This is a genomic window from Ferdinandcohnia jepli, assembly GCF_047246645.1.
GTDB lineage: Bacteria > Bacillota > Bacilli > Bacillales > Bacillaceae_L > Ferdinandcohnia.
The window spans coordinates 13,711-37,489 of sequence record NZ_JBFOKR010000001.1; the positions used below are offsets into that span (position 1 = coordinate 13,711).

The 23,779-nt window shown below is 35.2% G+C and carries 27 protein-coding genes and 1 other annotated feature; of the genes, 23 read left to right on the plus strand and 4 right to left on the minus strand.

Going from position 1 to position 23,779, the window contains the following annotated elements; genetic code table 11:
• The first annotated feature begins 107 nt into the window (after positions 1 to 107).
• From AB3M96_RS00095 to AB3M96_RS00155, 13 genes are all read left to right on the plus strand, one after another.
• Complete coding sequence (locus tag AB3M96_RS00095; RefSeq protein WP_412965515.1) at positions 108 to 485, plus strand: DUF2089 domain-containing protein; 378 nt, start codon at positions 108 to 110, stop codon at positions 483 to 485.
• Positions 482 to 868: an SHOCT-like domain-containing protein gene (locus tag AB3M96_RS00100; RefSeq protein ID WP_412965516.1), complete on the plus strand. Its 387-nt coding sequence runs from the start codon at positions 482 to 484 to the stop codon at positions 866 to 868. Before AB3M96_RS00095 ends, AB3M96_RS00100 begins: the two co-directional genes overlap by 4 nt.
• A 4-nt stretch (positions 869 to 872) precedes the next feature.
• Positions 873 to 1,142: a hypothetical protein gene (locus tag AB3M96_RS00105; RefSeq protein ID WP_412965517.1), complete on the plus strand. Its 270-nt coding sequence runs from the start codon at positions 873 to 875 to the stop codon at positions 1,140 to 1,142.
• A 477-nt stretch (positions 1,143 to 1,619) separates the two neighbouring features.
• The gene (locus AB3M96_RS00110) at positions 1,620 to 3,137 is read left to right on the plus strand and encodes a glycine betaine uptake BCCT transporter (RefSeq protein ID WP_412965518.1); all 1,518 of its coding nucleotides are present in this window, start codon (positions 1,620 to 1,622) and stop codon (positions 3,135 to 3,137) included.
• A gap of 528 nt (positions 3,138 to 3,665) precedes the next feature.
• Positions 3,666 to 5,492, plus strand: a complete 1,827-nt coding sequence (locus AB3M96_RS00115) for a MotA/TolQ/ExbB proton channel family protein (protein WP_412965519.1) — start codon at positions 3,666 to 3,668, stop codon at positions 5,490 to 5,492.
• Positions 5,485 to 6,171, plus strand: a complete 687-nt coding sequence (locus AB3M96_RS00120; protein WP_412965520.1) for an OmpA family protein — start codon at positions 5,485 to 5,487, stop codon at positions 6,169 to 6,171. The genes AB3M96_RS00115 and AB3M96_RS00120 overlap by 8 nt, the downstream gene beginning before the upstream one ends.
• 218 nt (positions 6,172 to 6,389) lie before the next feature.
• A complete protein-coding gene (locus AB3M96_RS00125; protein WP_412965521.1) occupies positions 6,390 to 7,151 on the plus strand; it encodes a VCBS repeat-containing protein in 762 nt (253 codons plus the stop codon).
• A 61-nt stretch (positions 7,152 to 7,212) separates the two neighbouring features.
• Positions 7,213 to 7,704 carry a hypothetical protein gene (locus AB3M96_RS00130; protein WP_412965522.1) on the plus strand — a complete coding sequence of 164 codons (492 nt, stop codon included), beginning with the start codon at positions 7,213 to 7,215 and terminating at the stop codon, positions 7,702 to 7,704.
• A gap of 202 nt (positions 7,705 to 7,906) precedes the next feature.
• Positions 7,907 to 8,314 carry a YhfM domain-containing protein gene (locus tag AB3M96_RS00135; RefSeq protein ID WP_412965523.1) on the plus strand — a complete coding sequence of 136 codons (408 nt, stop codon included), beginning with the start codon at positions 7,907 to 7,909 and terminating at the stop codon, positions 8,312 to 8,314.
• 136 nt (positions 8,315 to 8,450) lie between these two features.
• A complete protein-coding gene (locus AB3M96_RS00140; protein WP_412965524.1) occupies positions 8,451 to 8,912 on the plus strand; it encodes a hypothetical protein in 462 nt (153 codons plus the stop codon).
• Positions 8,913 to 9,342: 430 nt separating this feature from the next.
• Positions 9,343 to 9,771: a hypothetical protein gene (locus AB3M96_RS00145; protein WP_412965525.1), complete on the plus strand. Its 429-nt coding sequence runs from the start codon at positions 9,343 to 9,345 to the stop codon at positions 9,769 to 9,771.
• A 25-nt stretch (positions 9,772 to 9,796) separates the two neighbouring features.
• Positions 9,797 to 9,937, plus strand: coding sequence for a hypothetical protein (locus tag AB3M96_RS00150; RefSeq protein ID WP_412965526.1), 141 nt, complete (start codon positions 9,797 to 9,799; stop codon positions 9,935 to 9,937).
• A gap of 165 nt (positions 9,938 to 10,102) precedes the next feature.
• Entirely contained in the window at positions 10,103 to 10,459 is a 357-nt protein-coding gene (locus AB3M96_RS00155; protein WP_412965527.1) for a hypothetical protein, read from the plus strand.
• Positions 10,460 to 10,545: 86 nt separating this feature from the next.
• Here the strand turns inward: AB3M96_RS00155 and AB3M96_RS00160 are convergent, their stop codons facing one another.
• The 3 genes from AB3M96_RS00160 to AB3M96_RS00170 all read right to left on the minus strand — a co-directional run bounded on the left by AB3M96_RS00160 (position 10,546) and on the right by AB3M96_RS00170 (position 11,890).
• Complete coding sequence (locus AB3M96_RS00160; protein WP_412965528.1) at positions 10,546 to 11,115, minus strand: hypothetical protein; 570 nt, start codon at positions 11,113 to 11,115, stop codon at positions 10,546 to 10,548.
• A gap of 127 nt (positions 11,116 to 11,242) precedes the next feature.
• Positions 11,243 to 11,512 carry a hypothetical protein gene (locus AB3M96_RS00165; RefSeq protein ID WP_412965529.1) on the minus strand — a complete coding sequence of 90 codons (270 nt, stop codon included), beginning with the start codon at positions 11,510 to 11,512 and terminating at the stop codon, positions 11,243 to 11,245.
• 174 nt (positions 11,513 to 11,686) lie between these two features.
• Positions 11,687 to 11,890: a hypothetical protein gene (locus tag AB3M96_RS00170; RefSeq protein ID WP_412965530.1), complete on the minus strand. Its 204-nt coding sequence runs from the start codon at positions 11,888 to 11,890 to the stop codon at positions 11,687 to 11,689.
• A gap of 288 nt (positions 11,891 to 12,178) precedes the next feature.
• Here AB3M96_RS00170 and AB3M96_RS00175 point away from each other — a divergent pair, with 288 nt between their 5' ends.
• From AB3M96_RS00175 to AB3M96_RS00210, 8 genes are all read left to right on the plus strand, one after another.
• Positions 12,179 to 13,024 carry a VOC family protein gene (locus tag AB3M96_RS00175; protein WP_412965531.1) on the plus strand — a complete coding sequence of 282 codons (846 nt, stop codon included), beginning with the start codon at positions 12,179 to 12,181 and terminating at the stop codon, positions 13,022 to 13,024.
• A 203-nt stretch (positions 13,025 to 13,227) separates the two neighbouring features.
• Positions 13,228 to 13,725, plus strand: coding sequence for a DinB family protein (locus AB3M96_RS00180; RefSeq protein ID WP_412965532.1), 498 nt, complete (start codon positions 13,228 to 13,230; stop codon positions 13,723 to 13,725).
• Positions 13,726 to 13,943: 218 nt separating this feature from the next.
• On the plus strand, positions 13,944 to 14,651 hold the full coding sequence (locus AB3M96_RS00185; RefSeq protein WP_412965878.1) for a DNA alkylation repair protein: 708 nt from the start codon (positions 13,944 to 13,946) through the stop codon (positions 14,649 to 14,651).
• Positions 14,652 to 14,767: 116 nt separating this feature from the next.
• The gene (locus AB3M96_RS00190; protein WP_412965533.1) at positions 14,768 to 15,760 is read left to right on the plus strand and encodes a phosphotransferase; all 993 of its coding nucleotides are present in this window, start codon (positions 14,768 to 14,770) and stop codon (positions 15,758 to 15,760) included.
• A 156-nt stretch (positions 15,761 to 15,916) separates the two neighbouring features.
• Positions 15,917 to 16,134, plus strand: a binding site (T-box leader).
• Between the two features lie 51 nt (positions 16,135 to 16,185).
• Positions 16,186 to 17,622, plus strand: coding sequence for a proline--tRNA ligase (gene proS, locus AB3M96_RS00195; protein WP_412965534.1), 1,437 nt, complete (start codon positions 16,186 to 16,188; stop codon positions 17,620 to 17,622).
• Positions 17,623 to 17,866: 244 nt separating this feature from the next.
• Entirely contained in the window at positions 17,867 to 19,390 is a 1,524-nt protein-coding gene (locus AB3M96_RS00200; protein WP_412965535.1) for a spore germination protein, read from the plus strand.
• A gap of 25 nt (positions 19,391 to 19,415) precedes the next feature.
• Complete coding sequence (locus AB3M96_RS00205; protein ID WP_412965536.1) at positions 19,416 to 20,501, plus strand: Ger(x)C family spore germination protein; 1,086 nt, start codon at positions 19,416 to 19,418, stop codon at positions 20,499 to 20,501.
• Positions 20,502 to 20,519: 18 nt separating this feature from the next.
• On the plus strand, positions 20,520 to 21,611 hold the full coding sequence (locus AB3M96_RS00210) for a GerAB/ArcD/ProY family transporter (protein ID WP_412965537.1): 1,092 nt from the start codon (positions 20,520 to 20,522) through the stop codon (positions 21,609 to 21,611).
• 208 nt (positions 21,612 to 21,819) lie between these two features.
• On the opposite strand, the gene AB3M96_RS00215 is transcribed toward AB3M96_RS00210, so the two are convergent.
• A complete protein-coding gene (locus AB3M96_RS00215) occupies positions 21,820 to 22,128 on the minus strand; it encodes a winged helix-turn-helix transcriptional regulator (RefSeq protein WP_412965538.1) in 309 nt (102 codons plus the stop codon).
• A gap of 168 nt (positions 22,129 to 22,296) precedes the next feature.
• Between AB3M96_RS00215 and AB3M96_RS00220 the strand changes: the two genes are divergently transcribed.
• Both AB3M96_RS00220 and AB3M96_RS00225 read left to right on the plus strand, forming a co-directional pair.
• Positions 22,297 to 23,145 carry a VOC family protein gene (locus AB3M96_RS00220; RefSeq protein WP_412965539.1) on the plus strand — a complete coding sequence of 283 codons (849 nt, stop codon included), beginning with the start codon at positions 22,297 to 22,299 and terminating at the stop codon, positions 23,143 to 23,145.
• A 135-nt stretch (positions 23,146 to 23,280) separates the two neighbouring features.
• Positions 23,281 to 23,709 (plus strand): DoxX family protein, encoded by a 429-nt coding sequence (locus tag AB3M96_RS00225; protein ID WP_412965540.1) that lies wholly within the window; start codon positions 23,281 to 23,283, stop codon positions 23,707 to 23,709.
• Positions 23,710 to 23,779 lie beyond the last annotated feature (70 nt).

Consider the following 23,779-nt stretch of genomic DNA (forward strand, 5'->3'; position numbering starts at 1 on the left):
AATATATTTATTTTTTTAATGAAATATATTTATTTTTTTAATTTTAGTATTTAGTTTTTAAATTAATTGATTTATAATCTAATTATAAATAACAAAAGGAGAGAATTATGGCTTATCCTCTTATATCGGTTTGTCCTGTTTGTGCGAAACAGTTAAAGATAACAAAGCTACAGTGTACACATTGTCATACTACAATTGAAAATGAATTTGAACTCTCTAATTTTGCAACTCTTAGTAAGGAACAACTTAGTTTTATTGAAACTTTTTTGAAATGCCGAGGAAATATTAAAGAAGTTGAAAAAGAACTTGGAGTATCCTATCCAACCGTACGTGGGAAATTAGATGACATTATTTCTTCTCTTGGATATTCCACCTCTAAGAAGGTTGAAAAAGTTGATCAAAAAAAGGTAATTTTAATGCTGGAAAAGGGCGAAATAACAGCTGAAGAAGCTATAGAAATATTAAATGGGGAGGAATTTAAATGAGTGACGAAATTTCAAGAGTATTAACAATGCTTGAAGAAGGGAAGTTGAATAAAGAGAAGGCTGCGGAATTAATTGATGTTCTACAAGGAAAAGGTAACCAAGATCTAAATAAACAGACATCAACTACTTACTTAAACAAGATGCTAAAAATTCGTGTGGCTTCTGAGGATGGAGACAATGTAAATATTAATTTGCCAATAAAACTACTTAAAGCTGTTTTAAAGGTTGGAACAAATGTTGCAAAAATGATTCCTGAATCTGAAAAATATGTAAAAGATATCGATGTTGAACTTCTAATTGAGGCTATTGAAAATGAAATGGACGGACAAATTGTAGATGTTACCTCTTCAAATGGTGACAAAGTATTAATTGTAATTGAGTAATATGATGAAGATAAAAATTAAAGTAAATGCCAGACGATTTGTTATTCCAGTCCCATATGCTTTCTTACATCTAAGTATTAGAATTCTTACCTCCAAGAGAGTCTTGGATATGGTAAACCATGCAATTAAAAATAAAGCACAGAAAAGTTTTCAAATACCGTATATTAGTAAGGATGATTTGAAGCCTTTAGTAAGAGAACTTTCAGAGCAAAGAGGTCTTACGTTAGTTGAAACAATTGCAAAAGATGGAACAGAAGTTACTATTCGGTTATAAAGCACAATTCCTGTACTGGAAATGTGCTTTTTTCTTTGCTATTGTACCCTGCCTAAAACATTCCTCCATCAGGTGGGGGAGGCGGCTTATTCCTTTGGTCATACGGATTTTCTTTCATATCCTTCCGTATTTTTTTGGAGGTCGAGGAAGAAAGATTGAAGAGGATTATCGGTATTGCAACAATAAGAAGTATTCCGACCCAACTGTTAAGAAGCCAATCTAACAAATTGCTCACCAGTTTTACACCCCCTTATTGCAGTGTATGTAAATACACCTATGAGTTTTCGATTTATTGTTATCGATCAACTGTGCCATCCAAATGGTGTTTATTTTACTATTCCGATACTTTCACATCTATTTCCTCATTTGTGCTATATCTCTTACAAAAATTAGACTTAATTTTAGCCACTATTTACATTTATATAAGCAAAAAGGAAAACACTACAATATATCGTAAACATCGTAGGGGGTAATTTGGTGAAGCAACGTTATGTAGTGTTTTATGTTTCAATATTTATACTGTCTATACTTGTTATTGCGGGAGTAATTATTCCTAATGCATTAGAAAACGTAACTTTTAATATACAGAATTTCATTTCTACTGCATTGGGCTGGTATTATCTTATCGTAGTCAGTATTATTCTTGTGATCTGTTTATTTTTACTAATTTCTCCTGTTGGGAGAATTAAGCTCGGAAACCAAGATGAAAAACCTGAATTTTCTAGACCCACTTGGATTGCCATGTTATTTAGTGCTGGAATGGGGATAGGACTCGTATTTTATGGAACATCAGAACCAATTGGGCATTATGCAATTAGTTCTCCTACTGGTGAAATTGGTACCGACCAAGCGATAAAGGATGCACTTAGATTTACCTTTTTTCACTGGGGAGTTCATGCTTGGGGAATCTATGCCATAGTCGCACTTTCAATTGCCTATTTCCACTTCAGACATAACAAATTGAGTTTGATAAGTGCTACTTTACAACCGATTTTCGGTGATAAGGTGAATGGCATTACCGGCAAAAGTATTGACACCTTTGCTGTACTGGCAACTGTTCTCGGTGTTGCAACATCACTTGGATTTGGAGCCGTACAAATCAATGGTGGATTGGCCTACCTATTTGACCTATCCATTTCTGTTTGGATGCAATTTATTATTATTGCCATTGTTACCGTTCTATTTTTACTATCGGCTATGTCCGGATTGGGTAAGGGGATAAAAATATTAAGCAACGCTAATATGATCTTAGCTGGTGCTTTATTTTTACTCATGTTTATATTCGGTCCAACGTTATTTATTCTCCAGTTATTTACCGATACAATCGGGTCATATATTCAAACTCTACCCCAGATGAGTTTTAGAATTGCGCCTTTAAACGAAGATATCCGTGGCTGGATTACTGGGTGGACAATTTTTTATTGGGCTTGGTGGATTGCTTGGTCACCATTCGTTGGGATCTTTATTGCCCGAGTTTCTAAAGGAAGAAGTATTAGAGAGTTTGTTTTTTTTGTACTACTAATCCCATCAATCGTTGTATTTTTATGGTTCTCGGCTTTCGGAGGTTCAGCTATTGCACTTGAACATAATGGGATTGCTGAGATATCAAGCCTATCTACAGAAACATCATTATTTGGCGTCTTTGCACAATATCCAATGCCTTTACTAACTTCTATTACTGCAATAGTGCTTATAGCTTCGTTCTTCATCACATCTGCCGATTCTGGAACATATGTATTGGGAATGATGACAACCAATGGATCACAAACGCCAGGAAATAAAATTAAATTCACATGGGGAGTCTTACTCTCTACAATCGCAGTAGTACTTCTTTACACAGGCGGACTCCAAGCATTACAAAACATGATGATTATAGCAGCACTACCTTTTTCACTCATTATTGCCTTAATGGCCATCAGCCTACTAAAGGCCCTGCAGGAAGAAGCAAAACAACTTGGAATAGGCCGCATAAAAAAAAGAGAAACCCATAAGTAGGTCAGAGATGGGTAAGGGGTACAGGTCCGTGTCCCAAAATGAGTAAACAAAGTGTAAATCGTAAATCCACTATACCAAATATAGAAGATACGACGGGAAAAGGTTCCAAACAGTGTCTCCAATAGGCACTTATAACAAGAAAAGGCATGCTTAACTTTGTTTTCGAGGTAGAAGTATAGTCGGATATAACCCACTATACCCGTTTGTGCGCGTTAATTTGGATTTATGCACGTTAATTAAGATTTGTGCACGTTATTTGGGATTTATGCACGTTAAATTGAATTTGTGCATTTTAGAGAAATTTCAAGCGGTTCAGCTCTCCAATGTAATAAAACAGGGACAGGTTCCCTGTTCCAGACTTTGTAAGATGTATGTCCTCTAACCCAGTAAACCAAAAGGGCACATATGCCCAAAATCACCCAATCTCTGTCCACTTTCCATGCATGATTTGTCCATTTCCCGAATAGTTTTTATCAAAGGAAGTTGTACATGTTTGCTTCGTGACAAGCTATGAAATGGGGGAGAATAATGGTCGAAGCGATTTTGGAGTTGTTTGTGAGTGAACAGCAGGCAGAAGCAGTTTTATCGAGTCCGTTAATTGAATTGATGTTTATGATTTTGTTTGTAGGATTTGCAGTAGCGTTGGTTGTTCATTTTATGTTATTTAACCGATTGCGACAAATACGAAACTTTATTAGTAATACGAAAACGTTAGATATTGCTCCGTTGAGCACGTTTAAAACAGAATTTGAACAGAAGAGTCAGCAGGAAGTAGTGAAGGTTGAAACCTTTGTTCAGCATAAGTTCTCAGGCTGGCGGATGTTTAATGTTCCAGTTGTAAGTTTGATTAAGATGATACAGATGACGGTTTCAATTTTTATTTTAATAGGTGTCTTAGGGACGTTTATTGGTCTAGCGATGTCACTTGGTAGTATTGATGCTACAGGTGACCAGCTTGTAGAGAATGTGGCGTTGGTGCTGGCGGGGATTGATGTAGCGTTTTATACGAGTATTGCTGGTATGGGATTGTCTTTGATTATGACAATCGTCACGAAAGTAGCAAATACAGAGTATATGTTAACGGATATTATGTTGAAGACAGAGTCCTTTTTAGAGGGCAATGAACAGGATGGGATGTCCCGTCTAATCACTGTTTCTGAAAGTATTAATACATCGATTCATCAGCTCCGGGAGACCAATCAGGAATCCCTACAAAGCATAGTTAATTCGTTTAAGGGTTTCCAGGAATATACGGTTGGTTTGCAACAATCAGCAAAGGATTTGGCGAAGTTTAATGAGGGACTATCACAGAACCTAAAGGAATTCGCCGTGATTTTTCATGGTGTCAAGGAACTTACGGATGGCTTTGATAAAGGTGTTAAGAATCTGAATAAGAATTTTGATCAGCTGTTTACGTATTTTGAGAAGATGGATGATCGAAATCAAAAAATGACAAGTGCATTTGTTGAAACGCATAAAAAGGTAGCGGAGTTAACAACTTCCCAGCAGGAAACGATGAATCACTTTCAACAATCGGTTTCAAATCTTCAAGAATATTTTTCAAATATCGCAGATAGACAAGAATCAATCTATGGTGCTTTTGATAAAATGAATGTTCAAAGTGAACAGTTCACGAAGATTATGAAGGAAAACAATCAGAAGTTTGAACGTATTTTTGGAGAGGATGTTTCTTCAAAGCTCACTGACATGATTACTTCTCTACGTGAAGTAAGAAATGATTTTAAAACACTTGGGCATTCTATCAATCGATTGCCACAGGCATTAGATACAATTAACAAGGCACAAAGTGAATATAAAAATCTCTTAACCTATCGTTTTGATGAACTGACGAACTTTACTCATGAATTTAACTCTCATCTTCAAGTTCATCTTACAAACTCGCAGGCTATTGAGAGTTATTTGAATGAAGCAAACCGCTCGAGTGAGCAAATCTCTATGAAACATACAAAATTACTAAATGACATTCAGCGGACTGTTTCGCAAATGTCGGAGGGATTCAACTATAAAGAAAATCAAATTGAAGCGAGTGTAAATGCATTACGGGATACACTTTCTAAATATGTAACAACGTTAGAGGGCAGCATTGGTGATCGGTTGGAGAAGGTGAGTCGAAATATTGGAGATTATATTTCTGATATGAATGAGGCAGTGAAGAAGGAGTTTAAACAAATTGGCGATATTACAGACGATAACCAGCAGAGAAGCTCTCGTCATTTGCAACAGGCACTTTCTGAGTTAAGTCAGGAGTTTCAACAGCTGAACCGACAGCTTCATACCATCTCGCAAACTGCGGTTGAACAAAGCAACAGGGTAAGGGTTGGAACCAATGATTAATAAATATCAAAAGCTTTTTCACCGAGAACAAGAGGAAAGTCACTTCTGGCCTTCTTTTACAGACTTACTAACTTCAGTGTTACTCTGTTTTATCCTTATTTTTATTATCATGATGGTGATCAAATCGTTTCAAATTAAAGAAATGAAAGAGACGATTGATCAAATCATGGGTGTACGAGTGGATTTAATTCAGGATCTAAATGAGGAGTTCAGTGATTCGGGAATTGAGATTGATGAAAAAACGGGTGCCCTCCTATTTAATACAGATATCTTATTTGAGTATGACTCGGCGACGTTGAAGCCGGAAGCATTTCAGTTTCTAAATGAATTTGTCCCAGCGTATTTGGATGTGCTCCTGGAAAATGGGTACGAGGAGTATATCTCTGAAATTATCATTGAAGGGCACGCGGACCAGGATGGTACATATTTGTACAATCTGGAACTCTCGCAGCAACGGGCATACCGTGTGGCTGAATATATTTTAAGCGATGATTTTCCTTATAAAAATATCCAGGAACATCTTCAGGCGAAGTTAACAGTAAACGGTAGGTCATATACAGATGGGCGTAACGATGAGAATGGGAACTATAGCAATCAAGCTTCCCGCCGGGTAGAGTTTAAGTTTCGCTTGAAGGACCAGGAGATTTTGGAGAAGACGCGGGAGTTATTGGGGAATTAATAAAATCTAATGGAGAGTCAACTTATTATTAGACTCTGCGTTTACTTGTCCAATCCCTACTTTGTACTAAATGCTAAAGCACCTTGTGGAAATAAAACCCACAAGGTTTTTTCATTGTAGTTTAATATTGAACAATTTCATAGTCTAATGGTGTCATCTAGGTACTGACCCGCATATGGTACACCAAGAAATGCTAAATGCTCATAGGAGGTAGTTATTTGTACAGGCAATTTCGGGAACTAGCAGATGGTAACTATATTAACTCTGGAGTCATAGCGTTGCTTGATATGAAGCAAGGTGACGTTACAGGCGACGGTATTTTTGATTATGTATATTTATATGGTAAAAAAAACGTAGAATCCGACATCTTTGCAGATCAAATTACACTCGTCATTCAAGATGGGCGTACTAACCAGACCATAACCATTCCTCTTCCATACAATGCAGGATATAATGCTACGCTCTTCCTTGGGGATTTTTCTAAAGATAACATACTTGATATTTATGTAAGTATTGAGTCAGGAGGAAGTGGGGGGTACGGTATTTTCTATATTTACTCCTTTAAAAGTAATATTCCACGCTTATTGTTTGATATAGAACAATATAATAATAGCTACTCTTTCAATGTCAATTTTGAAGACAATTATAAAGTTAGTGTTGCAAGTCCATCACTAGACCTGCTTTTCACCCTGGACATTAGCAGCAAAGGCTACGATTATCTATCACAACTTTACGATGAAAATGGCAACTTAAAACAACCAGTTAAAGGCGAGGTTCTTGCCGCTGGTGCTTTATATCCAATTGTTATGAATTTAAAGAGTATGAGTTATGATTTACTTGTTTTTAAACGAATTATTGGTATTTCTAATTCAGATACTCTAGGATATCTCGAAAACTTCTTAACTTGGAATGGCACTCAATTTAGTTCCACGAGATTGGTTACGGCGATACTTGGAACCAAGTTAATTAGCCTCAACTAATGTTAATTAATAGATTGTATTACTTTAAATAAAAAATCCTTTAAAAAAATGGAGGCAGTGTATGACGAATTTTTATTATTTTAACGGGACAGTCACGATGATCAGTGACTTTTTTACAGGTCAAAATGGTGAAGGACAAGGCTGTAATAAATTATTTACTTTAGAGAACGATCGGGGAGAAATAGTAAATTTCGTGGTTTCACCCGCCACTTACTTTGTCGATCATGTAATGGTGACAGTAGGAGATCGAGTGACTGGATATTATGACGGAAATGCACCTGCCATTTTTATTTACCCTCCACAATATCAAGCACTCGTTATGGTGAAAGAAAACCCAAATCAGAATGTAAAAGTAGATTATTTTAATAGTCAGCTGGTGAGTAGTGATGGACAATTACGTTTAACTATTTCTCCTTATACTAGAATCGTATTAACAAATGGTCAATTTTTTTCTGGAAATCCAACGAACCGTGATTTAATTGTAATCTATGGACCCACCACAAAAAGTATCCCCGCACAAACCACTCCTTATCGAATAATTGTTATTTGTTAGGGTTTACTATTGTAGGACCTCGATTGTTAACAAAATGGTAGATATTTCAGAGGTTAGCCTTCACAAAGATATGCCTAACAAGAATCGGTAGAGCTAATAAATAGCGTTGCAGTGTATATCGTATAATGCACTGCTTTTTCTTTTTTGAATATATGGTAAAATTTAGTTAAAAGGGATATCGGTTGTTCAGGGGGAGTATGTATTGAAAAAACTTATTGGAGTTATCCTGTTTGTAATTCTAATTTTTCTCATAAAAGACTATATGTTTGCAAGTGATTCAGTAAGCATGACGGAAATTGAATATCAACAATTTAATCACTCTGAGGATACATTTGGCGAGACTAGAATTATTAATGACAAACATACCGTTGAAAAAGTTGCTGAGATTTTACTAAAAACAAATCATGAAAATACGAAATATGAAAAAGTATCCCAACAAGATTATCAAGTGACCATATTTTATGAAGATAGGTCAACAGAGGTTATTAGAATATGGATTGATTTTGGCAGAGACTTTGATCTGCTAGAGAGTGATAGAAGAAGTGGGGCATATATATTGAAAGACAGCGAATCAAGAGAAACGCTGCGTAAAATTTTAACTAACAAATAGATAGAGAGTTGGAATAAACAAATTGAAAAATACATTACTAATCAGAACGGAAGCATCCTATTCTTTAAATTTTTTAGTTTATATCCAAAATATATTTCTAAATCGAGAACAAGGTGGGGAATTTAAATTCCCTTGCTTGCCAACAAATTGTGAGTTTAGATCGGATTTTGAAACATGTTTCAGAGAGTTATGGAATGAGGTATCAAAGCGTTTATCAGAGGGAGCTATTCATGATCAGAAAATCTTCATTGAAGAGAAAGACCTTTTCTATCAGAGATTATTTGTTTCTAGCGATGAATCATTACAACAATATAATAATATTTATCAGTCATTCAAGGTATGGTGGGGTAGCTTAGCTGGTCAATTTGCAATTGAGAGGTCAGTTGGCGTGTATATAGAAAAAGTGTATGCGGAATTAGCACAGTCACTTTTAGAAAAAGGAATAAAGCCTAAAAAAAGTGTAGATATTAGCATCCTTTACGATGATTGTGTAGTTATTGATCTGAAGCCTTCAGCTTATTTTGTCAGTCTATCGATAAGAGATTGTATCTTGAATTCCAAAGAGTTACTTGGAAAAGTGGAGGTCTGTATTAGGTGAGAAATGCTGATTTGTGAGGTGAAAAACGTGAAACTTAATAAAATAAAAATTCTAGGATGGTGATAATCGTATTTTAGGAGTTTGTGAGTTCTTTTTTAAAGAAGAATTATCGGTCATTACAACTGGTATTGGTGGACTGTTTTGTTTTCTGCTTGGTTTGGGGTTAGCTTTTTTACAAACCCAAAAGAGTTAAACAATCTGAAAGTCATTGATTACTAGGTTGATTTTCTATAACTACGTAACTTTTATTCTGCTGATTCGTATAACAGAGTAAACATAATTGTCATGACAGGAGGGATACGTGTGAGCGCTATATTTTCAGTTCTTGGTGATATATTTGGTGCAATTGCTACAGCTATGATGGGAAAGAAAAAGAACGGTAAAACGAAGAAGTAGATCACCGGACAATTAATAAATAGGAAGTGTTAACATGGATCGATTGTCTTTAAAAATTGAGAAAAACAGCGAAGGGTTTGAAAATGTACACCTTTACATAAACGGTGAGAATTTAATTGAACTTATTAAACGGATTGAACTGGAATATGACGCAAGTATTGCGGGAGATTATCAAGGACTTCCCCCTGCATTTGTATTCTCCCCTTCCAACCACTTTTTTGGAAAGGCTCAGGAAGAGCTTGATTATCTTGAGGATAAAACAGTGATTTTACTATGTGAGTGCGGAATTGCAGGATGTTGGGACTTTAATGTAAAAATAGTTTTTCCTGATAACACTGTTACGTGGAGTGATTTTGAACAACCTCACAGAGGCCCAAAATCAGCAGGGGGCCATTGGCAATATTCTTCTCTTGGACCGTTTGTGTTTGATCGAAAACAGTATGAATCAGTGTTTAAGAAGTAAAAAATTTTTTGAGGAGAGTGTAGATATGGATATATTATTTGGAAGTTTACTATTTGCCGGGGTTTTTGCAGTTTTCGATGCGTTAAGGAGAATGAATAATAACATACTTGACCAGACGGAAGAGATCAAAAAATTACGTGAGGATTTAAAAAATAGTAAAAGGTAGTTTGTGGGGTACGTTTGTATTTCAGATGGAAAAAGACTTATTAAAAAGCGTGAAAACCATTTCTTTTGAGGGACGTTCATCACTTAGACTAGTAGGAAGATAGAAGCGATGAAGAATGGTTCTTGTCAGTTTAAATAAGATTGAGTAAAGGAGGAGTGGTCTACTATGAAAGTAATTTGCCGGCAGTGTAACGTAGAAATATCAAAACAGGTAGTGGAGTTACATGACCTAACTTTACTTACTAAAAAAGATGGTGAAGACTACATTCCTGAAGGCTTTTATATAGTTGATACTGGTGAAGAAGTATTAGATGAAAAGGGAACCATAATTATTAATCTTAAAGACTTACTTAATTCTAAATACCATCATAATAGAAGAAGATTAAATGGTTGTTGCGGTTATGATGGGGTAGATGGCGTAAATAGGGTTTGTATAAACAACCACGAAATAGGAACAGAAAAATCAGATTGTTGGATGCCGCATTATATTGCTTTACAGTCTGATTTAGTTGAATTTGTGTAACCAACAGGCTTTGTTCTCCAGGATCAATCACCGGGAAAAAGCAGTGGATTCTATATTCGAATCACACTGCCCAGAGTTGTACACTTTTAATTGCTATTCTTACTACTAACATATTCAATTTGATGATCTGAAATCTTTTCCTGCAGCTTGTAATAATCGTTTGAAAATTCACTGTCTCTTAAAAAACCTACCATGTTTCCATCAGAAAATCGAAACTCTATTAAAGATCTTTTACCTCGTTCTTTTTCAAGGTGATAAACAATCTTAGTTACCTGTTCCCACGGATAATGTTTTTGTTCAAATGCTCCTATTTCACTGTAAGAAACTCCATCATCACTTAATTCTTTGTAGTGGTATATCCCTAATGTAATTGGTATTACACTTAAAATAAATATAAGTAAACCTGCGATAACTGAAGTTTTACTGACATTGAAATAATATATATTAATTGCTGCTAGTAACCATAGTAGAAATCCTCCACCATACAGAAAGTAGGAAGCTTTAGGTGTTTGAATAAACCAAGTTTCTTTAGATGCGTACATAACGTCAGAGATAATAAAAGGAAAGAGCGGTACTGCAAAAGGAATTGAAACAGCTATAACAACTGCTAATGAAATAAAAATATGTCTCTTTTCGGAAAATCTTGTTACCTCCATTTTATCCCTCCTAATCTATTAATCAATTTAATAATACGAGTAAGTAAATGGAAAGGTTTCAAATAAGTGTAAAAAATAAAGCAATATGGTGGAAAAGACCATATTGCTCAGTAATCCCATATATAAATTAGTTAGGTGCTTTATCCATTTTTGTTTTCAGAAACCTAAACGATTTTCGGAAAAATTCTTTTAGCTGGATTTTTCCTTGTATGAGTTCATATTCGGATTCAAATTGATCTCTATCACAAGGGTACTGTTCCCCGTTTGTATCTGTAACTAGATAATCTCCCGGGAGCCCCTTCATCGTACCATTAGATGTTTCAATCGTAATAGGTCTTGTCAGCTTCACCGCTTCAACAACTACAGGCTTTTTTCTATACTTAGGAATGGGTATCAACCTCCTTTGCTATACAATACTAGCCTATGCAAGGAGGGTGAAATGTGTATAGGCTTATTATTTATTGAAGAAAAGAGGGAGGGCTGTTAAATAAAAGGAATAAAGGTTATTTGAGAGACCATATTATCTTGAACCTTCCTGTTCTGTTAAAGCTCAATTACGATGAATAAATAATTATTTATTAAATAATTGGTAATCATCAATATAGAAAGCTACATTACCACAATTTGGACAGACAGCTGCCTTAGTCTTTGCAGAAACATTCTTGAAAAGTCCTTTACGCTTTTGACTAATCTTAATTCCAGATAAATCAGCTTCAACAGTTACTTTACAATCTGTTATCATTTCTGTTTGGCATTGATTACATATCCTCTTCATCAATAAATCCCCTTTTAAATAAAATCTAAGATAAACTACTTTTTTAAAGCTTCACAAACTATATACCTATTCTATATATTATTAGAATTCTGCTTCAAGTTGAAAGGTAATTAACTACCAATTTTCAACCTAAATACCAGTGTGACCATTACCTTAAAATAAGGTGCAGAATAGCTCAAATAAGGATAAAAATTTGTCGAACGATTTTTCCTTAGGAAAAGATGATAATCTCTGATTAATATTGAAGTATACTTGGAGCCTAATTTTTTCCAAGGAGTGGATTTTGATATGAGTGAAAAAAGAGTACTACCTAAATTGTATTACGATGGGTGTAGTATCGATGTTCTCTATGATTATCATGAAGATGCAATCAAATGGTACGAAAAACATTTAGGATGGAAGGTTGAACAGAAAGAAGATTGGATCGCTGACCCGAGGGCTTCTAAAGGTAAGATGACTCATATGGGATGGGGAACTTGGTTAGTATCCTCTATTACAAATCAAAGATTACCTTTTCACTATGCAGACCGTGGTACAGTTGACCCTAATATTCGGGTTTGTTTTAAGGCAAAAGAATTAAATAGCACATATTCTATGTTTTTTGAAAAAGGAGTTCGAGTTTCAGACATATATGACGGTCCTGGTGGTCATAAGTATTTTGATGTTTGGGTCACTTCAGAAGGAACTAGATTTACATTTCAAAATGAAATAGAGAATTCTACTGTTGCTTTTCCAGATTGCGATAATTATAGAGATACTTGTGTCCGTATTGGGGTAGAAGACTTAGAAAAATCTGTTGAGTGGTATAGGGATTATGTTGGAATGGAAGTTGAATCTGAACATATTAATGATGGTTATGTCATAATGTCATTAGGTGTAAATCATCATCCAGAAGGAAAGTCAAAATGGATTCTCGAAAAGTTACCTGAAAATATTTATATAGGTAAAGTTGATGGTACTATACGACCTATGTGTTTTATACATAACAGAGATGAATTTTTTGAATATCATCGTTTTCTTAGGGATAGTGGAGTAGAAGTCGGTGAAATTGGGGGATATACAGGTGGAGGAATGTCAATGTTCCACTTTTATGATATAGACGGTAATCGTTTTAATGTGAGTTGTTTTGTTTAAATATATCTAAGGGTAGTGTATTAAGCTGGCGGGGCATGTCTAATAATAAAGTAATGCAAAAATTGAGATGATGGGCATTAGTATTATTACACGATATAAAAATTAGTGGAGGTATATTAGTAATCATTAATCGAATAATTATATTTTAATGCAATAAGGGAAATCTTTCAGATTTTATCTAACTATTACAAAGGAGGACTTAAATGAGTGATAGTAACATAGTTTATCATTTTAAAAGTGAACTTCAAGATTATTCATTGGGACAACTACGATATATTTCGGAAGAAGGGGTTTGGTCTATTGGGCAGATGTATGACCATTTAATTCTTGTTGCTCATGAGTATCTTGATAATTTGGAAATATGTGCAACATCAAGTGAAGAACAACCCCTTGGGAAAACCCAGTTCGGTGAGGAATTATTTAGGAACGGAGGGTTTCCACCTATTAAAATAAAATTACCAGATGAACTAAATACCGCACCTAATAATTCGGACAGCAAGGAAGAGCTAATTAACAGGATGAATCAATTAATTCAAAGAATGAGCCAATGGGAATCGAAAGTAGATAATACGAACCCAAGTAATAAAGTAGAGCATGGAGGGTTCGGGTGGCTGAATGCAAAGGAGTGGTATGATTTGGTAGGAATGCATTTTTGTCATCACTTGCGTCAGAAAGTTGAGTTGGAAAAGAGGATGCTGTAATTTTGTTTACAAATAACAGGATTGTCCTTAAAGTAACGAAGAAACGGATGCGTTCAATTTAAGAAGCCAATATACTAATTTGAAACTACCAGATAAACTGGAGTTTTTTCTGGGGGAACATGATTAATTACATGATAAAATGGAGAAGTATGGAGTAGTGACAAGGGGTATAGACTTGTTAGATAAGAGGAAATTACGTGAAGAAGGGAATATGGATTATGAATTTTGAAACAGTTATGCAAGAGCTTGAATCTCTTGGTAAGGAACGTACTAAAAAAATATACATATCGAATGGTGCGCACGAACCCCTTTTTGGCGTGGCTACAGGGGCTATGAAACCAATTGCCAAGAAAATAAAAAAAAATCAACCATTGGCTGAAGAGCTTTATGCTACTGGTAACTACGACGCCATGTATTTTGCAGGTATTATAGCGGACCCAAAAGCTATGACAGAGTCAGATTATGATCGTTGGATAGATGGAGCGTATTTTTATATGTTGTCAGACTATGTGGTGGCAGTTACTTTATCAGAGTCAGATATTGCACAAGAGGTTGCTGATAAATGGATTGCAAGTGGTGAAGAGTTGAGAATGTCTGCGGGATGGAGCTGCTACTGCTGGCTCTTGGGGAATCGTAAAGACCACGAATTTAGCGAAAGTAAGATTTCAGATATGCTTGATCTTGTGAAAAAAACGATTCACGATGCTCCAGAACGAACAAAATCCGCTATGAATAATTTTGTATACACAGTAGGTATATCATATATGCCACTACATGAAAAAGCAGTTGAGACAGCAAAGGAAATAGGAATTGTAGAACTAAAACGGGAAAACAAAAAAAGCAGTTTCCTTAATTCATTCGAAACGATACAAAAAGAAATCGATAAAGGAAGAATCGGTTTTAAACGCAAATATGTTAGATGTTAAAATAGCTTTTTTATAGTGAGTGTTGTTCCACAAGGAATGACACTTTTTTCTTTAAACGTATGATGATTAAGTGGAAATTAATGTTAAAATGAGTAGGGAGTAGTAGGGATATCTGTTTGATTAAAGATGTTATTGAACGGAGTGGAAGACTTTTGACTAATATCCAAGAATACATTAGAAAAATTGAACACTGGGTTACTAGTGAATTTGCTAAGTTAAATAAGCCAGTTTCTAGTATATATGAAACTATCAAGTCATCTGGAAATGAAATCGTTCTTCGAATTTCAGCAGAAAATGAAGTTTATTATTTTAAGTCTGTTGGAATAGCTTGGGCTTTTGAATGTCCTCTTAGCAATTATTTATCGGTACGTCATCCGGGAAAGACCACAACTATTGTAGCCGTTCATCCAACTGAACCGTGGATGTTAATGAAAGAGGTAAAAGGTAATCTATTAAGAAAAACGAAAGACAAGAAAGTTTGGCAGCGGGCTCTTCAGGAATATGCTGAACTACAGGTACAGGAAGTCAAGCATGCCCAAAAATTAATAGAACTTGGTATACCGGATAGGAGGATACATATCCTAAAGGAACAAATTGATCATCACCTTGAAGATATGTTTCAGACAGGTCTTAATGAAGAAGAAACGAAAACAATAATGGAAATAAAGCCTGAATTGCTGGAAATGTGTGAGATAATGGATAGTCTTATTCCGCCATCGCTAGATCATGGGGATTTACATTCAGCGAATATCTATGAGCAAGATGGGAGATCTGTATTTATTGATTGGGGAGATGCATCTGTCACTCATCCATTCTTTAGCACCCGTATTTTCTGGAATTCTCTCGATGAGTTGATAGATAATGAGTCTGAGTGGTTAGACATGACCAATGAGTTTCGCCCTTATTATTTAGAGCCTTGGACTACCTTTGGTACGATGAAGCAGTTAGAAGAGATGTTGAAGGTATCCGATCAGCTGGGGTGTCTGCATAGGGGAATCGGCTGGCACCTTTATACTCTACCTTTTCAAAATCGAGAAGAGTTTAAGAATAGACCTGCACAGTGGCTGCAGGTATTGTTGGAATATCGGGGACTGATAAGGAACGTTTAATTTATATTATGAAAAAAAGACACTGAATTCCATATAGATTCTCGAAAAAATGTCGTTGCTTTAAACCTGATTTTCGCTTATCATGCTAAGGGATGCAATTTTGTTACAGTAAAATTTGAAATACTTCAAGTAAATTGATATAGTATCTTTATTAATATGTAATCTATGATGTGATCAAGTAAATAAGAATTGTGAATCAGAAAATATAGCCTTGGCTGGAAGCTATATCACCTCTTCTTATTGAAACCTACCACGGAGATGTTAGCTAATAAACTAACCGAGTCGTTTCGTTACAAACGTTAGAGGACTTACTTTCTTTTTAGTAAGTTGAACTAAGGTGGTACCACGTCTACTAGCGTAAAGACGTCCTTATTTGAGGACTCTTTATGCTTTTTTTTATTTTATTTTCTCAGGAGGAAAAGACGATGTCACAAAACACAAATGATTTTTCAAAATGGTATATCGAGACCATTCAAAAAGCCGATTTAATGGATTACACCCCAGTTCGCGGTTGTATTGCATTTAAACCAGATGGTTATGAATTATGGGAGCATATCCAGTCAGAGATGGACAGACGTTTTAAAGAAACGGGTCACCGCAATGCGTACTTCCCAATGTTAATTCCAGAATCCTTTTTCCAAAAGGAAAAGGATCATATTGAAGGATTCTCACCAGAGCTTCCATGGGTAACAGAAGCGGCAGGAGAGAAATTAGACGAGCGTTTAGCACTACGTCCAACTTCCGAAACAATGATTGGCCATTTGTATTCAGATTGGATTAAAAGTTATCGAGATCTTCCAGTTTTAATTAATCAATGGGCAAATGTGTTCCGTTGGGAAAAGAAGACTCTTCCTTTCATCCGTACTTCTGAATTTTTATGGCAAGAAGGTCATACTGCCCATGTGGATGAAGAAGATGCACGTAATGAAACCATGCAAATGTTAAACATTTATAAAGAAGTAGTCGAGGGATTGCTTGCGATTCCAGTTTATGATGGACAGAAGACACCATTAGAACGCTTTGCAGGTGCGGTTGATACATACTCCATTGAAGCAATGATGAAGGATGGAAAAGCTGTTCAAGCTGGTACTTCTCACTACTTAGGTACAAAATTTGCAGAAGCATTTGATATTAAATATTTAACGAAAGAAAATAAGCACGAATTTGTGCATACAACCTCTTGGGGTACGTCGACACGTTTAATTGGATCGGTAATCATGGTTCATGGTGATGAACAAGGTCTTGTTTTACCACCAAAAATAGCACCGACTCAAGTAATTTTGATTCCAGTTGGTCCATGGAAAAAGAATCCTGCAATTATCGAGAAATTAGATGAAATCTTTGCTGCTTTAAAAGCAAAAGGAATTCGCGTTCGTCTTGATGACTCTGATCAATCACCTGGATTTAAGTTCAATGAGTGGGAGTTAAAAGGTGTACCTGTCAGAATTGAACTAGGGCCACGTGACTTAGAAAACAATCAAGTATTAATGAAAGCACGAGATGAAAAGGATAAGGTTTCAGTCACATTAGACTCAGTTGTTGAAAGTGTAGTGAAAGAACTAGAAACCATGCAAACACGTCTATATGAAAAAGCAAAAGCATTCCGTGAAGAGCATTCACATACACATATCGATACAATCGAACAATTGGAACAACATTTAGCAGAATCTGACCAAAATGATGCAATTCCTGGTTGGATATTAGCTGGATGGTGCGGAGAAAATGCCTGTGAAGAAGAAGTAAAAGACAAAACAAAATTTACAACACGTAATATCCCATTTAACCCACCAACAACAAAGCACACATGCTTAAATTGTGGGAAAGAAGCAAAACATACTGTTTGGTTTGCTCGTGCATATTAATTAATATCCTTAAGAAGCGTTAATCTAAGAGTTAACGCTTCTTTATTTATATACTTAGAAATGATACGAGAGAAGAATAACAAAGTGTATATACTTCAAAGCTTTCCTCCTGAAATTTTTCTACACCTACGGTTAAAATTTAGAACAATAAATTTCATTCCTTACTACTTTAGAACATAATTCCAATTCTGTTGATAAATACTACGTGTATTAAATGAATGTCTGTACTGGGTTAGGTGGAGTTATGTTTAGAAAGAAAAAAGTAGAACAGCAACCCGAAAAAAATTACGAAACTGTCGAAAAAACGATACAGGAAGTATTTGAAAAGGCTAATAAATCTAGTGATTTTTCAACATTCACACCGTCTGAAAAGAATGATTCATTAACGATAAGCTATTTTAAAACATTGATTAATCCAGATATCCTTCAAAAATCGGTTTTACAACCTTTAAAGGAACATGCAATGGAAGTGAAAGAACTATCTGATTTAAAAAATATTGTTCCAATAGAGGGTATTAAACTTATAAAAAACCCGTATGAGGTTGAAAAAGTACTTCACGACGGATCTATTATTCTTTATTTTAAAGACCAAATGAACGAATTCGCACAATTGGATATTAGTTTTTCTAGACTTGGTCAACGGGAAACAAATGAAACGCAAGATGAATTTAGTGTGATTGGTCCTAAAGTGGGTTTTATTGAGGATTTATCAACGAATCTACATTTACTAAGAGATCATTTGAACACGTCTGATCTTATTGTTGAAGAGATGATAATTGGTTCAAGGACAAAGACAAATGTAGTTGTCGCCTATTTGGATGGAGTTACAAATCCGGAGTACGTAAACACATTAAAACAGCGCTTAAACCAACTTGATATTGATGTTATTATTGATAACTCTCTACTTGAACAATTGATTTCGGAAAATACTAGAACACCATTCCCTCTATATATAACAACTGAAAGAGTTGACCGGACAGTATGGTCATTAGTCCAAGGGCAGGTGGTTCTTTTCAGTAATAAGTCCTCCTATGCTGTTATAGGCCCAGTTTCATTAATGGAGTTTTTCGCAACTCCTGAAGATTATTACTTGCCTTCAATAATTGCTTCATTTTTTAAGTTAATACGGGTATTTGGTATGTTGTTTTCCATATTTGTTACTTCCTTTTATGTTGCTATACTTACTTTTCATTTTGAAGTCGTACCCAAAGATTTATTAGGTCCTATTATTTATTCACGAGCAAATGTACCTTTTCCGCCAGTTGTTGAGGTACTATTTTTAGAAATTACCATTGATCTATTGAGAGAGGCGGGAGCCAGGTTACCTACAAAAATTGGACAAACTCTTGGGATTGTTGGAGGAATCGTAATTGGACAGGCGACAGTAGATGCTGCTCTCACAAGTAATATTTTATTAATCTTTGTAGCACTTGCTGCTTTGTCCTCTTTTACGACACCGATTTATAAGATGTCTAATGCGGTACGATTATTGCGATATCCATTTATTTTACTTGCAGCGGTATGGGGTGGATTAGGGATTTATGTAGGATTACTTATATTAATTGCCCACTTATCTCGACTTAAATCTTTAGGGGTTCCATATCTACTCCCAATTTTTCCTTATCGAAAAGGTGGAATTACTAGTTCCTTTATAAGGAAAAACTATGTGAAGTCTGATAAACGTCCTTGGTATATAAGACCGTTAAGTATAAAGAGATATTCAGCGGTTTCAAATAGAGATCCAGAAGAAGGTCTTGATAGTGAATAATTTTTTGGAAAAGGCTGGATGAAAAATGAAAAGATGGCGGCATGTTTTTTTTATATTCTTGGTGTGTATCCTATGTCTTTTTGGCTGCGCTAGAACAAGAATAATCGACAAATTAAGTATTATTCATGTTTTTGGTTTTGATCTTGCAGACAATGGTGATTTAGTAGGAACAGCGTTATTTCCAGAATACACAAAAAGCAAAAGCGATGATCAAATACAATATATAGCAGAACAAGCACCAACGGGTGTTCTATTTGTACCTAGAATGTCGGAACAAACGAGTACTCCGGTTGAAATAGCCAAGATAAGGGTGTTGTTATTCGGAAAAGATTATGCGGAAGCAGGCATTAAAGATATGGTTAACCGATTTATTTTAAACCCTCAACTAGGAACAAATATTCAAATTGCAGCTTCTACACATTCTGCCAGGGAAACATTGAGCACATTTAAGAACGAGAAATCACTTACATTAGCAGATAGAATACAACAAAATATCCAGGGACAAACTCTGCCACGTTTGAATCTTCATATATTTTTAAATAACTTTTACGGAGAAGGTGGGGATGCTTATGTTCCTATGTTAACGATAGACGAAAACAATAAGGTGAAAGTAGATGGGATCGGGGTTTTCAAGGATGATAAATTAAAGCTTCATTTGAATGAGAAGCAAACCGCTTTATTTTCATATATTAAAGATCGGCGTTCACAAGCAACCTATAAAATATCACTAAAAGATAATGATCGAGCAGAAATTATTACTGTTCGAAATTTCAGAAGTAAGAGTAACTGGGATTGGAATCATAATAAGGAGCAATTAAGTCTTCGTTTGCAACTACAAATGACACTAACTCAGTTTCCGGATAGATTTAATGCTGAAAAAGCAGGAGATGTAATGGAGATAAAGAAATTAATAGTGGAAAATCTAAAAAGAGAGATGGAGGATTTACTCACTACCTTTCAAGAAAATGAAGTAGATCCACTTGGGATTGGAAATATAGTCCGTTCAAAGGATAAAACCTGGAAAGTTGAGTCCTTTTATAAGAAATATCCCTCAATACCAATTAATCTTGATGTAAACGTAAAAATCATACATTCTGGCCTTGGAAGCTAGCTTATTAGGATGATCAAAATGACTACAAAAGTGACAGAAAATAAAATGGTATCACCCTATTTTTTGTTTTTTCTCATGCATTCCTCACAAACCGGGGTTGGTTTATTAAAATATCAATCCCATATTATAAAGGGAGCTTCATATGATGCATGGATTTCAGTCTTAGTTTTTGGGTTACTCTTACACGTAGTTTTCTTTATGATGCTATATATATTGAAGTGTTCAGATTCTGGAGATATTATCTCCTTTCATAGGGAAGCTTTTGGGAAAATAATTGGAAGTACTTTGAATATTATTATGGCATGCTATTTTTCAATAGTTGGGTTGTTTACTTTACATACCTATATTGATATTCTGCATATTTGGGTGTTTGATGGTATTGCTGCTTGGGAGTTGTCATTACTGATGTCTGTTCCTATTTTTTACATTGTTGCTGGTGGATTTAGAATTGTAACGGGAGTCGCTTACTGGGGTGTCATTATCCCTAGTTTCCTTCTTTTGTCACTCATCTATTTACTAAGTTATGCTGAAATATCATATCTTCAACCTGTCTTTGCAGCGGGAGTTAAGGACCATTTCATATCCATGAAAGAAGCAGCACCTATCTTTCTGGGATTTGAGACTGTACTCGTTTTTCTTCCATTTATAAAAAATAGAGAAAGGTCAACCAAATGGGGCCATATAGCATTATTTTATACAACTATTCTATATACAGTTATTGCAATCATTACCTTTATGTATTTTACACAAAGAAAGCTCGAACTTCTAAACTGGCCAACTTTAACCATGATTAAAATTATTCAGTTTCCATTTTTAGAACGTTTTGAGTTTATTTTTATTTTTACATGGTTATTGGTTATTATGCCTGTGATATGTCTCTACCTGTGGTCGGCAATTCGGTCGATTAAATTGACGATCCCAAAGACAAAACCAACTTATGTGTTACTAGGTGTACTCGCCATTTTTCATTTTATTAATAGCGAGTTGGTTGATATAGAGTTTTCGTATCTTTTGGCCGGAGTCACCAGTTATAGTGGACTGGTCTTTCTATTTGGCTATATTCCGTTACTCTTTATGATTGCTGTTGTTAGGAAAAAGCTAAAGAAATAACGAAAAAATGTGTTGTTTGGTGGGTTTAATCTCTTGAGGAGTTGTTCCCTTTTTTGAAGGCAATTGCAACGAAAGAGATCCAAAGTGATTAATCTATACTCGGGACGGCAAAGTCTCGATTTTTTGCTATAGATTAAGTAGAAAAAATAAAAATGCCGCCTTTATAGGCGGCTATTTGTTGTGGCATGAATCCAACTGTACAGAAAAATTATGCTTTTAACCAGTTTTGTGACCATCCTTCTATCTCACGCATAAGAGGTTCAAGGGCAATTCCCTTATCGGTCAATGAATACTCAATTCGAACTGGAGTTTCCGGATAAACTTCTCGTTTTACAATACCTTCGTTTTCAAGATCCTTTAACCTATCTGATAGGACTTTTCCACTTACACCGATGGATGATTCAATACTGCAAAACCGCTGCGGACCAGAAATGAGCTGGTAAATAATTAAACCAGTCCATCTTTGGCTCAAAAACCCCATTGCTTTTTCAAATCTTGGACAAATTTGCGTATTCACTTTATCAACTCCTTACTATTATTATATAATTCTTCAATAAGTAAATAAATTACTTTTTGTAAAATAGTTACTTGACTTATGTAATTTATAATAATATACTAACTTACATAAAGTAAGTAACTAATCAAATTGATTTGTTAAAAAATATATCATCAGGAGGTAACCCAAATGGAATTCCATCGTGAACCTATTACTTTTGTAAGTCAAGTAAACTTAAAAGTTCAAAATGTAGAGCGTTCGATTGCTTATTATAAAGAAGTAATTGGTTTTAAGGTGCTGGAACAAACATCAAAATCTGCTGTATTTAGTGCAGATGGAAAAACAGCATTATTAACAGTAGAACAACCGGAACAGGTAGCTCCAAAACAAGGTAGAACAACCGGGTTATATCATTTCGCTTTACTTTTGCCTAAGCGAACAGATTTAGCTAAAATTGTTCAACATTTTGTGGAGGGAGGAATTCAGTTCGGTTCCTCAGACCATCTAGTAAGTGAAGCTCTTTATTTATCTGACCCGGATGGAAATGGTATTGAAATTTATGTAGACCGAGACCCGTCGGAATGGAATTGGAGTAATGGTGAAGTAGAAATGACAGTTGACCCATTGAATTTTCCAAATCTCCTTTCTGTTGGGAGACAGCAATCATGGAAAGGTCTACCGGCTAAAACGGTCATGGGACATATCCATCTCCATGTATCAGACTTGAAAAGTTCAGAGGAATTTTATAGCAGGGGACTTGGATTTGAAGTCGTAAATCGATTCGGTACTCAAGCATTATTTATTTCTGATGGCAAATACCATCATCATATTGGCTTAAATACCTGGAATGGCGTAGGTGCACCGACACCATCACCTACAAGTGCTGGACTTGAATCGTTTAACCTTACGCTTACAAGTGAGGAAAAGAGAAACAAAATTATTACCCAATTAAAAGAAATTGGTGCAAATGTAAGTGAAGAGAATGGCTATTTTGTAGTAACAGATCCTTCAGGGAATCGCATTCGATTAATAGCTTAAAGAGTGGCCATCTTTGATTATAAGTAAGAAAGATAGATTGTTATTTGGGATATATGAACAGACCCAAATACTGATTTAAACTAAATATGTAGAGCATAAGATTAAACCAAATTAAAAATAGAAGGAGAATGAATGATGGGACAAAAATATGAAGTGAGTTTATTAATTATTCGTGTGGTATTAGGAGTTACATTTTTACTCCATGGTATAGCTAAGTTTCAAATGGGACTTGGTAATGTAGCAGGATGGTTTGAGAGTATTGGTATAATGGGCTTCTTAGGTTATATAGTGGCATTTATCGAGCTACTTGGTGGGATTGCATTGATTGTGGGAATTGGAACTAGAATTTTCTCAGCATTAATAGGTTTCACAATGATAGGAGCTATCTTTACTTCAAAGTTATCAATTGGATTCATAGGTGCTGAAGCAGCGGGATATGAACTAGATGTTGCTTTCTTAGCAATGGCTTCTGTACTTGTTATTAGTGGGAGCGCACTACTTTCATTGGATGGAAAATTATTTGGAAATAAAGACGAAAATACTAGTACGAAAATAAGTGCATAACTTCTCATCAAGAAAAGCTTAGAGTATATTTTGCTCTAAGCTTTTTTTGATTGTTTTTATATATTTAATG

Bases quoted from the DNA above. Each gene is read 5' to 3' on its own strand.
- AB3M96_RS00095 (WP_412965515.1), top strand. From the start codon at position 108: ATGGCTTATCCTCTTATATCGGTTTGTCCTGTTTGTGCGAAACAGTTA.
- AB3M96_RS00100 (WP_412965516.1), top strand. From the start codon at position 482: ATGAGTGACGAAATTTCAAGAGTATTAACAATGCTTGAAGAAGGGAAG.
- AB3M96_RS00105 (WP_412965517.1), top strand. From the start codon at position 873: ATGAAGATAAAAATTAAAGTAAATGCCAGACGATTTGTTATTCCAGTC.
- AB3M96_RS00115 (WP_412965519.1), top strand. From the start codon at position 3,666: ATGGTCGAAGCGATTTTGGAGTTGTTTGTGAGTGAACAGCAGGCAGAA.
- AB3M96_RS00120 (WP_412965520.1), top strand. From the start codon at position 5,485: ATGATTAATAAATATCAAAAGCTTTTTCACCGAGAACAAGAGGAAAGT.
- AB3M96_RS00130 (WP_412965522.1), top strand. From the start codon at position 7,213: ATGACGAATTTTTATTATTTTAACGGGACAGTCACGATGATCAGTGAC.
- AB3M96_RS00145 (WP_412965525.1), top strand. From the start codon at position 9,343: ATGGATCGATTGTCTTTAAAAATTGAGAAAAACAGCGAAGGGTTTGAA.
- AB3M96_RS00150 (WP_412965526.1), top strand. From the start codon at position 9,797: ATGGATATATTATTTGGAAGTTTACTATTTGCCGGGGTTTTTGCAGTT.
- AB3M96_RS00155 (WP_412965527.1), top strand. From the start codon at position 10,103: ATGAAAGTAATTTGCCGGCAGTGTAACGTAGAAATATCAAAACAGGTA.
- AB3M96_RS00160 (WP_412965528.1), bottom strand. From the start codon at position 11,115: ATGGAGGTAACAAGATTTTCCGAAAAGAGACATATTTTTATTTCATTA.
- AB3M96_RS00170 (WP_412965530.1), bottom strand. From the start codon at position 11,890: ATGAAGAGGATATGTAATCAATGCCAAACAGAAATGATAACAGATTGT.
- AB3M96_RS00175 (WP_412965531.1), top strand. From the start codon at position 12,179: ATGAGTGAAAAAAGAGTACTACCTAAATTGTATTACGATGGGTGTAGT.
- AB3M96_RS00180 (WP_412965532.1), top strand. From the start codon at position 13,228: ATGAGTGATAGTAACATAGTTTATCATTTTAAAAGTGAACTTCAAGAT.
- AB3M96_RS00185 (WP_412965878.1), top strand. From the start codon at position 13,944: ATGAATTTTGAAACAGTTATGCAAGAGCTTGAATCTCTTGGTAAGGAA.
- proS (WP_412965534.1), top strand. From the start codon at position 16,186: ATGTCACAAAACACAAATGATTTTTCAAAATGGTATATCGAGACCATT.
- AB3M96_RS00200 (WP_412965535.1), top strand. From the start codon at position 17,867: ATGTTTAGAAAGAAAAAAGTAGAACAGCAACCCGAAAAAAATTACGAA.
- AB3M96_RS00205 (WP_412965536.1), top strand. From the start codon at position 19,416: ATGAAAAGATGGCGGCATGTTTTTTTTATATTCTTGGTGTGTATCCTA.
- AB3M96_RS00210 (WP_412965537.1), top strand. From the start codon at position 20,520: ATGACTACAAAAGTGACAGAAAATAAAATGGTATCACCCTATTTTTTG.
- AB3M96_RS00220 (WP_412965539.1), top strand. From the start codon at position 22,297: ATGGAATTCCATCGTGAACCTATTACTTTTGTAAGTCAAGTAAACTTA.
- AB3M96_RS00225 (WP_412965540.1), top strand. From the start codon at position 23,281: ATGGGACAAAAATATGAAGTGAGTTTATTAATTATTCGTGTGGTATTA.